Annotated in this window: 10 protein-coding genes, 1 rRNA gene and 2 riboswitches; of the genes, 7 read left to right on the forward strand and 4 right to left on the reverse strand. The window is 39.8% G+C overall.

What is annotated here, in order from left to right:
- Positions 1-214 precede the first annotated feature (214 nt).
- Entirely contained in the window at positions 215-2,110 is a 1,896-nt protein-coding gene (locus EKC99_RS14165; RefSeq protein WP_163152490.1) for an ABC-F family ATP-binding cassette domain-containing protein, read from the reverse strand.
- A gap of 227 nt (positions 2,111-2,337) precedes the next feature.
- On the opposite strand from EKC99_RS14165, the gene EKC99_RS14170 reads away from it, so the two are divergent.
- The gene (locus tag EKC99_RS14170) at positions 2,338-2,973 is read left to right on the forward strand and encodes a redox-sensing transcriptional repressor Rex (protein WP_009362635.1); all 636 of its coding nucleotides are present in this window, start codon (positions 2,338-2,340) and stop codon (positions 2,971-2,973) included.
- Between the two features lie 9 nt (positions 2,974-2,982).
- On the opposite strand, the gene EKC99_RS14175 is transcribed toward EKC99_RS14170, so the two are convergent.
- Positions 2,983-3,156: a YdiK family protein gene (locus tag EKC99_RS14175; RefSeq protein ID WP_009362636.1), complete on the reverse strand. Its 174-nt coding sequence runs from the start codon at positions 3,154-3,156 to the stop codon at positions 2,983-2,985.
- A complete protein-coding gene (locus EKC99_RS14180; protein ID WP_009362637.1) occupies positions 3,153-3,890 on the reverse strand; it encodes a CPBP family intramembrane glutamic endopeptidase in 738 nt (245 codons plus the stop codon). The genes EKC99_RS14175 and EKC99_RS14180 overlap by 4 nt, the downstream gene beginning before the upstream one ends.
- Before the next feature lie 225 nt (positions 3,891-4,115).
- Here EKC99_RS14180 and groES point away from each other — a divergent pair, with 225 nt between their 5' ends.
- The 3 genes from groES to EKC99_RS14195 all read left to right on the forward strand — a co-directional run bounded on the left by groES (position 4,116) and on the right by EKC99_RS14195 (position 6,767).
- Positions 4,116-4,400, forward strand: a complete 285-nt coding sequence (gene groES / locus EKC99_RS14185) for a co-chaperone GroES (RefSeq protein ID WP_004888755.1) — start codon at positions 4,116-4,118, stop codon at positions 4,398-4,400.
- 70 nt (positions 4,401-4,470) lie between these two features.
- Positions 4,471-6,087, forward strand: coding sequence for a chaperonin GroEL (groL, locus tag EKC99_RS14190; protein WP_006323915.1), 1,617 nt, complete (start codon positions 4,471-4,473; stop codon positions 6,085-6,087).
- Between the two features lie 170 nt (positions 6,088-6,257).
- Entirely contained in the window at positions 6,258-6,767 is a 510-nt protein-coding gene (locus tag EKC99_RS14195) for a GNAT family N-acetyltransferase (protein WP_163152488.1), read from the forward strand.
- A 15-nt stretch (positions 6,768-6,782) separates the two neighbouring features.
- On the opposite strand, the gene EKC99_RS14200 is transcribed toward EKC99_RS14195, so the two are convergent.
- Positions 6,783-7,319, reverse strand: a complete 537-nt coding sequence (locus EKC99_RS14200; protein WP_055442045.1) for a DUF6944 family repetitive protein — start codon at positions 7,317-7,319, stop codon at positions 6,783-6,785.
- A 132-nt stretch (positions 7,320-7,451) separates the two neighbouring features.
- A riboswitch (purine riboswitch) is annotated at positions 7,452-7,553 on the forward strand.
- Between the two features lie 94 nt (positions 7,554-7,647).
- On the opposite strand from EKC99_RS14200, the gene guaA reads away from it, so the two are divergent.
- From guaA to EKC99_RS14215, 3 genes are all read left to right on the forward strand, one after another.
- Positions 7,648-9,168, forward strand: a complete 1,521-nt coding sequence (gene guaA, locus EKC99_RS14205; RefSeq protein ID WP_163152492.1) for a glutamine-hydrolyzing GMP synthase — start codon at positions 7,648-7,650, stop codon at positions 9,166-9,168.
- Between the two features lie 82 nt (positions 9,169-9,250).
- A riboswitch (purine riboswitch) is annotated at positions 9,251-9,352 on the forward strand.
- A gap of 116 nt (positions 9,353-9,468) precedes the next feature.
- Positions 9,469-10,794, forward strand: coding sequence for an NCS2 family permease (locus EKC99_RS14210; protein ID WP_032099481.1), 1,326 nt, complete (start codon positions 9,469-9,471; stop codon positions 10,792-10,794).
- Between the two features lie 253 nt (positions 10,795-11,047).
- Positions 11,048-11,369, forward strand: a 16S ribosomal RNA gene (locus tag EKC99_RS14215); the annotation flags it as partial.

Raw genomic sequence — 11,369 nt, forward strand, 5'->3', positions numbered from 1 at the left:
TTCATCTATTTTACTTACATATCGGAAAGGTTCCTGATTATACCAAATCAGGAACCTGTCTTTTTTTCTCCCACAAACATTTTACTCATACAATTTTTTAATTGTATTGTGGATAATGTGGAAAAGTGCGTGAATAACTTATATTTAGATGTTTTTTCTGTGGATATGTTTGTGTAAAAAGATGAGCTAGTCCACAAATGGAGCTAGCTCATCATTATTGTTGTAAAAGTTCCCATTGTTCGAATAATTCATCGAATTTTTGTTTCAGTTGTTCAATTTTCGCTTGTGTATCTCGGGCTTTTTCATAGTCGTTGTAGCAGGAAGGATCATATAATTGTTGTTCATACGTTGCAATTTGTTGCTCGAGTTGTTCCATTTCTATTTCTAGCTGCTCTATTTTTCGTTTTCGTTGTCTCTCTAATTTTTTTCGTTCTTTTTCTTCTTCATATGAGCGTTTTAGTGACGATGATTCGTCCGTTGTCGTCTCTTGAGCGATTTGTCCAAGTTCGAGTAGCTCTGCTTTTTTCGCCACGTAATAATCGTAGTCCCCTAAATATTCAATGAGACCGTCTGTGGATAACTCGTATATTTTTGTTGCGATTTTGTTAATAAAATAACGGTCGTGAGAAACGAAGATAATTGTTCCTGGGTATTCAATAAGCGCTTGTTCTAGCACTTCTTTGCTGTCTAAATCTAAATGGTTTGTCGGTTCGTCTAACACTAATACGTTGGCTTTTTTCATCATTAGTTTGGCGAGAGCGAGCCGGGCTTTTTCACCGCCACTTAATGTTTGCACTGGCTTCAATACATCGTCACCAGAAAATAAAAAGTTTCCGAGAATCGTACGAATTTCTTTTTCCGTCTTTAATCGATCTTCATCCCATAGTTCATCGATGACACGTTTGTTCGATGTTAATTGAGCTTGTTCTTGATCGTAATACCCAATTTGTACATTTGTTCCGTAGCGTAGTTCCCCATGTTTTACAGGGAGTTGCTTAATGATCGTTTTTAAAAGAGTCGATTTTCCAATTCCATTTGGCCCAATAAGTGCGATGCTATCACCGCGAGTGACACGAAATGAGAGGTTTGTTGCGATGATTTGATCATAACCAATGGCTAAATTGGTAGCTGTTAATACGTCATTTCCGCTTGGGCGTTCAATTTCGAAGCGAAACGATGCCGATTTTTCATCACCGAGCGGCTTTTCAATGATATTCATTTTTTCTAGTTGTTTTCTTCTGCTTTGAGCTCGCTTTGTTGTCGATGCACGGGCAATATTTCGTTGAATAAAATCTTTTAATTTTGAAATTTCTTCTTGTTGTTTTTCGTACAGTTTCAATTGTTGTTCAAATTGTTCCGCCCGTTGTTGTAAATAACTTGTATAGTTTCCAACGTATTTTTTTATTTTTGTGCGTGATAATTCATACACTTGTGTCACGATTTGGTCAAGAAAATAGCGATCGTGTGAGACGATAAGAATGGCCCCATCATAATTTTTTAAATATTGTTCAAGCCATTGCAATGTTTCCATATCTAAATGATTTGTTGGTTCGTCTAAAATCAACAAATCTGGTTTAGCTAGAAGCAGTTTGCCGAGCGCTAGCCGCGTTCGCTGTCCACCGCTTAACGTGGATACTTTTGTTGTGTAGTCATACTGAGAAAAGCGGAGGCCATGAAGCACAGAACGAATATCGGCTTCATATTGATAGCCACCTTTTTCTTTAAATTCCATTTGTAAACGGTCGTAATGCTCAAGTAAGCGCTCATAGTCGGCACCGTGCAAGCTCATTTGTTGTTCTAGGTCACGCAATTGTTTTTCCATTTGTTGAAGCGGGGCAAACACATCGAGCATTTCTTCCCAAATGGAGCGATGGGCGTGCAAACCAGTATATTGATCTAAGTAGCCAATTGTTACGTGTTTCGGTTTAATCACTTCCCCTGTGTCATATGACAATTGGCCGGCAATGATTTTTAATAATGTCGATTTTCCTGCACCATTTCTTCCAACTAACGCGATACGGTCTTTTTCTTGTATTTCAAGCTTAATGTCTGATAAAACTTGTTCCGCCCCATATGATTTGGATAGTTGATTTACTTGTAAAATGATCATCATTTTTCACCTCAATCTTCTTTTGATAGTGTAACGTACTTTCTTGATGTTCGGCAACACTAGTGTACGAATAACAAATTTGACAAAAATAATAATAAAGGGTACAAAGGAAAGACAGAATGAAAAAAATAGTGTATAGTTTAAAAGTGGGGAGAACTTTTCAGACGTATAGGAGAGAAAAATGAAAGCGCTAACTATTTGTGAAAGGAAATGTGGGGGATTGACTCGTGAATAATGAACAACCAAAAATTCCGCAGGCGACCGCAAAGCGACTACCGTTGTATTATCGTTTTTTGAAAAACTTGCATGCATCAGGAAAGCAGCGTGTATCTTCAGCGGAGTTAAGTGAAGCCGTAAAAGTCGATTCAGCAACGATTCGCCGTGATTTTTCATACTTTGGTGCGCTTGGAAAAAAAGGATACGGTTATAATGTAAATTATTTGCTGTCGTTTTTCAGAAAAACGTTGGATCAAGATGAAACGACAGAAGTAGCGTTGTTCGGTGTCGGTAATTTAGGTACGGCATTTTTAAATTACAATTTTAGCAAAAACAATAATACGAAAATTGTGATGGCATTCGATGTAGATCCAGATAAAGTAGGAACGGAAGTCGGAGGAGTGCCTGTTTATCATTTAGATGAATTGGAAGAAAAACTAGGTGGGATTACGGTAGCCATTTTAACCGTTCCAGCCCAAGTTGCCCAACCGATTACCGATCGGCTTGTCCAAAAAGGCATTAAAGGGATTTTAAACTTCACGCCTGCTCGTCTGCATGTACCTGAACACATTCGTGTTCATCATATTGATTTAGCGGTCGAATTGCAGTCACTTGTTTACTTTTTAAAACATTACGGAAATGAGTAAACCTCCCATTTACGAGCGGGAGGTTTTTTTCAATAAAGAACGAATAGCGGTGCCAAAATCTAATGTAGCAATAAGAATAAATAGCATCGTTGTGACGTCCCAAATGCCATCGTCAGCACTATCAACAGCAAAATAAGTGAATAAAATGCCCATCAAAAAGTAAAACAACGGCTCAGACTTCATGAAAACAGCCTCCAAATCACGAATTGCATTTGTTCTGCTTCTTTCATTATCTTTTCAATTTCTTCAGCAAATAACGTTTGAATAGCAACGACAAATGTATTCATCAGTACATGTGCTGCAATAGGGACGAGAATACGCTTTGTTTTCACATATAAGAAAGCAAATACAAATCCCATCGTTGCATAAAGAAGCAAATGTTCAAACTCTAAATGAACGACAGCAAATAAAAGGGAACTGACAGTTGCTGATAAGAAAAAGTTATATTTTTGATACAGCGTTCCAAAAATAATTTTTCGAAAAATGATTTCTTCTAAAATCGGTCCGACGATCGAAGTGACGAGCATAAGCGCTGGTGTTAGCTTCACCATCTCAACAATGCGTCTCGTATTTTCGGACCCCATCTCGACGCCAAATACGTGCATCTCAATATTTGCTGCGATGCCTTGAGCGAAAAGGGCAAGAAAGAACCCGCCAATTCCCCAAAAAATTGACGTTCCGATAGATGCTTGATGGCGATCGTACGAATATTTCATATCTTCTCTCATGAAATAAAGAACGAAAAGAAAAGCGATCGAGAAGCTAATGACAGCCCAATAACCTGAGGCAATGGATAGAGCGACTTCTTTATTTGATGCGTCAACAAATCCGCTATGTGCAAGCAAAGGAACGCCAATTAAACTAGATAACTGCATGGCGATGTATGTAATAATGACATACCAATATTGCTTTTTCACGTGTTCAACCCCTTTTGACAAAATGAGTACTTTTTCATTTTACCATATTTTTTGTATGAATTTCGAAAGGAAAGACATAATGAAAAAGGGAAAGATTTAGTGAAAAATTTTTAACTTCCTACTTGAAAAATTGAAAAAAGTTCATTAATATAATAAGTGTGTTAGCACTCAATGATGATGAGTGCTAATAACGGAACGAAAATCTAATTAAGGAGGTCGTTTGCCGTGTTGAAGCCACTAGGTGATCGTATTGTCATTGAATTAATTCAAACTGAAGAAAAAACAGCGAGCGGAATTGTTTTACCAGACACAGCGAAAGAAAAACCACAAGAAGGAAAAGTTGTTGCAGTTGGTTCAGGCCGTGTTCTTGACAATGGTGAGCGTGTAGCTCCAGAAGTGAGCGTTGGTGACCGCATCATCTTCTCAAAATATGCGGGTACAGAAGTGAAATATGATGGAAAAGAGTACTTAATCTTACGTGAAAGCGACATTTTAGCTGTGATTGGTTAATCGTTCGCCTGATAACATATAAAGCATACAAAAATACTTAACAAAAATGATTATCAAGGGGGTAAGATGTATGGCAAAAGAAATTAAATTCAGCGAAGAAGCTCGTCGTGCGATGTTACGCGGTGTAGATAAATTAGCTGATGCAGTCAAAGTAACATTAGGTCCAAAAGGTCGTAACGTTGTATTAGAGAAAAAATTTGGTTCGCCACTCATTACAAATGACGGTGTAACAATCGCGAAAGAAATTGAATTAGAAGATCCGTTTGAAAATATGGGTGCGAAGCTTGTTGCGGAAGTAGCAAGCAAAACAAACGATGTTGCTGGTGACGGTACAACAACAGCGACTGTATTAGCACAAGCGATGATTCGTGAAGGTTTGAAAAACGTAACAGCTGGTGCGAACCCAATGGGCATTCGCAAAGGTATTGAAAAAGCTGTTGCTGTTGCAGTAGAAGAATTAAAAGCGATCTCTAAACCAATTGAAGGCAAAGACTCAATCGCTCAAGTTGCAGCGATTTCTGCGGCTGACGAAGAAGTTGGTCAATTAATCGCAGAAGCAATGGAACGCGTTGGTAAAGACGGCGTCATTACATTAGAAGAGTCTAAAGGTTTCACAACAGAATTAGATGTTGTGGAAGGTATGCAATTTGATCGCGGTTATGTATCTCCATACATGATCACAGACTCTGATAAAATGGAAGCTGTATTAGAAAATCCGTACATCTTAATTACAGATAAAAAAGTTTCAAGCATTCAAGAACTTCTTCCTGTATTAGAGCAAGTTGTTCAACAAGGCAAGCCATTGTTAATCATTGCTGAAGATGTAGAAGGCGAAGCGCTTGCAACATTAGTTGTGAACAAGCTTCGCGGTACATTCACAGCTGTTGCAGTAAAAGCGCCTGGCTTCGGTGATCGTCGTAAAGCGATGCTTCAAGATATCGCGATTTTAACAGGTGGTGAAGTGATCACAGAAGAGTTAGGTCGCGAATTGAAATCAACAACAATTGCTTCACTCGGTCGCGCAGCGAAAGTTGTTGTAACGAAAGAACATACAACAATTGTTGGTGGCGCTGGTCGTGCAGAAGACATTCAAGCACGCATCAACCAAATCCGTGCTCAATTAGAGGAAACTACTTCTGAGTTTGATCGTGAAAAATTACAAGAACGTTTAGCAAAATTAGCTGGTGGTGTTGCGGTAATCAAAGTTGGTGCTGCAACAGAAACAGAATTGAAAGAGCGCAAATTACGCATTGAAGACGCATTAAACGCAACACGTGCCGCAGTTGAAGAAGGTATCGTTGCCGGCGGTGGTACAGCGTTAATGAACGTATACAGCAAAGTTGCAGCTATTGAAGCTGAAGGTGACGAAGCAACGGGTGTGAAAATCGTTCTTCGTGCAATCGAAGAGCCAGTTCGTCAAATCGCACAAAACGCTGGTTTAGAAGGCTCTGTCATCGTAGAGCGCTTAAAAACAGAAAAGCCTGGCATCGGCTTCAACGCAGCAACTGGCGAGTGGGTTGACATGATCGAAGCAGGTATCGTTGACCCAACAAAAGTAACTCGCTCTGCACTTCAAAATGCAGCGTCTGTTGCCGCTATGTTCTTAACAACTGAAGCGGTAGTTGCTGACAAGCCAGAAGAAAACAAAAATACACCAGGCATGCCTGACATGGGCGGCATGATGTAATACTTTTTCGTGTGGGAGAAGTGGCGTTGGTCGCTTCTCCCGCATTTTTTATGTAAAGGACCTATCCCCTTATAAAAAGATAAGGGGATTTTTTATTTTTAGACATTTTAAAATTATGTGTGAATGTTAATGTAGAAATATACAATGAAACGATGCGAAGGAGTATGATTATGTTAGAAGATGTTACATTTAGAATAGCGAGTATAGATGATTTACCGACAATCGTTAGCATTTACAACTCGACAATTCCAAGTCGATTAGTAACTGCTGATACAGAGCCCGTATCGATAGACGATAGATTGGAATGGTTTAAGGAACACAACCCTAATCAAAGACCTCTATGGATGGTGAAATATGGAGATGAAGTTTGTGGTTGGGTAAGCCTTCAATCTTTTTACGGGAGACCAGCCTATCATGCGACTGCTGAGATAAGTATTTATCTTCATGAAAATTTTAGAGGAAAAGGATTAGGGAAAAAGATTTTAGCTAAAGTGATAGCGGAGTGTCCGAAGTTTGGTATTGATACTTTGCTCGGATTTATCTTTGCGCACAACGAGCCGAGCATGAAACTATTTTTGAGTGTAGGTTTTGAGAAGTGGGTATATTTGCCAAAAGTCGCCGAGTTAGACGGGATGAAAAGAGATTTAATTATTGTTGGAAAAAAGATTGATTCGTTTTAGCATTGAAAAAAAAGGCTACTCTTTTGTTTCACGAGTAGCCTTGTTTTCTAACTGACTTAAAAAACAAAGAACAGAGCCAACAGCTTGAATCCATGCCCCAATGATGCCAATCGTCTGCCCTCCCTCTTTACTTCCTCGTCCTTCACATATGCCACCAATAGCTTGTAAGGCGTTGCCGATCGATTGAAGCAAATTTCCCACTGGGCTTAAAGATGACTGCTCACCTTCCCAATCATCCGCAAACGCAATGAGCCCCCCTAATGATTGTAACCAATTTCCTGTGATCTCCTGTTGACTTCCATCTTTGTTTAATAGTCCAGCAACAACGGTTACGTTACCGATAGCTTGAATTTGATTTCCGTATATACCTAGTGTATCAGGGATCTCGGCATCTGCCTCTAGGGCGTTTCCTGTCGCTTGCAATACGTTTCCCCATAAATCAAGGGCGAACTGTTTCTTATCGCTTAAAAAAGGAATGCTTCCAATGGCTGAAGTGACAGTACCTACAGCTTGAGTAAATGAACCGATAAGTGCTTTCGTTTGAACATCCATAGTTAGTTATTCTCCTGTAACCTATTTCATTGATATATCATATGCACGTAATATATTGTTGTTAATTGTTAGAAAATTTAATAAAAACGGAGGTATCTTGACCGATGAGGAATGAAGTTGGTAGAATGAATTAAAATTTAAGATGCTTACCTTCGTATATCCTCGATAATATGGTTCGAGAGTCTCTACCGGGACACCGTAAATGACCCGACTACGAAGGCAGTGTTCTATATTGCTAGAATTCTGCCTTCGTTTTTTTATGCGAGGGTATGAATGCTAGCTTTTTTATTATATGTAGATGGGGTGATTTCGTTTGAGTCAGCAGGAAATGATCGTCGTTTTAGATTTTGGTAGCCAGTACAATCAGTTAATTACGCGCCGTATTCGTGAATTTGGTGTGTACAGCGAGCTACATCCACATACGATTACAGCAGAGCAAATTCAACAAATGAATGTAAAAGGGATTGTTTTTTCGGGTGGTCCAAATAGTGTATATGACGAACAAGCATTGACGTGCGATCCAGCACTTTTTCAGTTAGGCATTCCGATTTTAGGTATTTGTTATGGCATGCAGCTAATGACGCATCATTTAGGTGGGAAAGTTGAAAAAGCGACTCATCGGGAATATGGGAAAGCAACGATTACGGTACAACGTGCGTCGCAACTGTTTGGTGACTTACCGACAGAGCAAATTGTTTGGATGAGTCATGGCGACTTAGTGACAAAAACGCCAGAAGGGTTTACCGTTGAGGCGACAAGCCCATCTTGTCCGATTGCCGCGATGAGCGATGAAACGAGAAAGTTTTATGCCGTTCAGTTTCACCCAGAAGTGCGCCACTCAGTATATGGAAATGAATTGTTAAAACGATTCGTGTTTCACATTTGTAAGTGTAAAGGCGATTGGACGATGGGAAGCTTTATTGAGCACGAAGTTCGTAAAATTCGTAGACTTGTAGGCGATAAAAAAGTGCTTTGCGCTTTAAGTGGTGGTGTTGATTCGTCGGTAGCAGCTGTTCTCGTTCATCGTGCGATTGGCGATCAGTTAACGTGCATTTTTGTTGACCACGGTTTGCTTCGCAAGGGGGAAGCAGAAAGTGTCATGAAAACGTTCCGTGAAGGTTTCCATATGAACGTCATTAAAGTGGATGCAAAAGAACGGTTTTTAAATAAATTAAAAGGTGTAAGTGATCCAGAGCAAAAACGAAAAATTATTGGGAATGAGTTCATTTACGTGTTTGATGACGAAGCAGCAAAGCTAGATGGCATTGAGTTTTTAGTACAAGGTACGCTTTATACCGACATTATTGAAAGCGGCACAGCAACGGCTCAAACGATTAAATCACATCATAACGTTGGTGGCTTACCGGAAGACATGAAATTTAAACTAATCGAACCGCTAAATACACTTTTCAAAGATGAAGTGCGTGCACTCGGTACAGAGTTAGGTATTCCAGACGAGATTGTATGGCGTCAGCCGTTTCCGGGTCCAGGACTTGGCATTCGTGTATTAGGTGAAGTGACAGAGGAGAAGTTAGAAATCGTTCGTGAATCGGATGCGATTTTGCGTGAAGAAATAAAGAGAGCAGGACTTGATCATGACATTTGGCAATACTTCACGGTACTCCCTGACATTCGTAGCGTTGGGGTGATGGGAGATGCCCGCACGTATGATTATACGGTCGGCATTCGTGCTGTAACGTCGATTGATGGGATGACAGCGGATTGGGCGCGCATTCCTTGGGATGTTCTTGAAGTAATTTCTACACGTATTGTAAACGAAGTGCCTCATGTTAATCGCGTTGTTTACGATATTACAAGCAAGCCACCGGCAACAATCGAATGGGAGTAAAAGCGAACAAAAAAATATTTAAATAAAAAAATGTTCGTGATTTAACTTGACTCTACTCCGTTTTGTTGTTAGAATGTATGTGTAAAGTAAATAGAGGATACATCGTATAATCTCGAGAATATGGCTCGGGAGTCTCTACCAAGCTACCGTAAATAGCTTGACTACGATGTGTAATGTGGGGGAGAGGGATCTGCTTGGTTCCTCTCTATGTTCTGTGCATTATGCATCATAGTCAACGCTTCTGGTAGTTTGCTAGAAGCGTTTTTCTTTTTATTACAACATATGGAGGGACTTGAAGTGATTAAGAAGTATTTTCAATTTGATGAGTTTGGTACAAATTACAAGAGAGAGATTGTTGCAGGTTTAACAACTTTCTTATCGATGGCTTATATTTTATTTGTTAATCCAGCTGTTTTATCATTAAGTGCTGTACCAGATTTACCGAATGAAATGAGAATGGATCAAGGTGCAGTATTTACGGCGACGGCTATTGCGGCAGCTGTTGGATCCTTGTTAATGGGATTAATTGCGCGCTATCCTATTGCGCTTGCACCGGGGATGGGGTTGAATGCTTTCTTTGCTTTTACTGTTGTATTAACGATGGGTATTCCTTGGCAAACAGCGTTATCTGGCGTTCTTATGTCTGGAATGATTTTTATCTTACTTACGCTAAGTGGTATTCGTGAAAAAATCATTAACTCAATTCCAGAAGATTTAAAATATGCGGTTGGTGCAGGAATCGGGTTATTTATTACGTTTATTGGATTCCAAAACGCAGGTATTATTGTTAATAATGACGCAGTTCTTGTTGGCCTAGGTCATTTAACAAATGGGAATACATTGTTGGCTATTTTTGGAGTAATCATTACCGTTATTTTAATGGTTCGTCGTGTAAACGGCGGAATCTTCATTGGAATGGTGGTTACAGCTGTCGTTGGAATGATTGCAGGATTAATCGATGTACCAACAAAAGTAGTTGGTTCTGTACCGAGTTTAGCACCTACATTTGGAGTAGCTTTTGAACATCTTGACCAAATTTTCAATATTAAAATGCTAGCTGTTGTGCTAACATTTTTATTCGTCGATTTCTTTGATACCGCAGGAACGCTAGTGGCGGTCGCGAATCAAGCAGGGTTATTAAAAGATAATAAATTGCCACGAGCCGGGAAAGCGCTTTTTGCTGATTCTTGTGCAACGGTTGTTGGAGCAATTTTAGGGACGTCTACAACAACATCGTACATTGAATCCTCAGCTGGGGTAGCGGCTGGTGGACGTACAGGTTTTACTTCTGTCGTAACAGCAATTTTATTTTTGCTTGCGTTATTTTTCTCTCCACTGTTATCGGTTGTGACAGCACCAGTCACAGCACCGGCATTGATTATTGTTGGTGTACTAATGGTATCATCGCTTGGAAAAATTGAATGGACTCGTTTTGAAATTGCTGTTCCTTCATTTCTAACATTAATTTCAATGCCTTTAACGTATAGTATTGCAACAGGAATTGCGATTGGGTTTATTTTTTACCCAATTACAATGATTGCGAAAGGTAAAGCGAAAGAAATTCATCCAATTATGTACGGTTTATTTGTTGTTTTCATTCTATATTTTGCATTTTTAGTTGAGTAACTACTATAGTGACAGACTGAGAGGCTTGGGTCATTACTTCCAAGCCTTATTTTTTTAAAAAACAGTTGACGAGATATTTTGTTTTTGATAATATACTTATTGCTGATTGAAACAAGCAATTTATGAAAAATAAAAAAGTGTTGACAAAGAAAACAGTAAATGTTATATTAAAAAGGTCGCTCAAAGAGCGGTAGAGATGTTCCTTGAAAACTGAACGAAGCGAAAAGCGTAAAGAAGCTAGAGATATGAACTTTCTATGGAGAGTTTGATCCTGGCTCAGGACGAACGCTGGCGGCGTGCCTAATACATGCAAGTCGAGCGGATCAAATAGAAGCTTGCTTCTATTTGGTTAGCGGCGGACGGGTGAGTAACACGTGGGCAACCTGCCCTGTAGACGGGGATAACACCGAGAAATCGGTGCTAATACCGGATAACACGGAATGTCGCATGACGTTTCGTTGAAAGACGGCGCAAGCTGTCGCTGCAGGATGGGCCCGCGGCGCATTAGCTAGTTGGTGAGGTAACGGCTCACCAAGGCGACGATGCGTAGCCGACCTGAGAGGGTGATCGGCCAC

The sequence above is a fragment of the Anoxybacillus sp. MB8 genome, from assembly GCF_011006755.1.
Taxonomy (GTDB): domain Bacteria; phylum Bacillota; class Bacilli; order Bacillales; family Anoxybacillaceae; genus Anoxybacillus; species Anoxybacillus gonensis.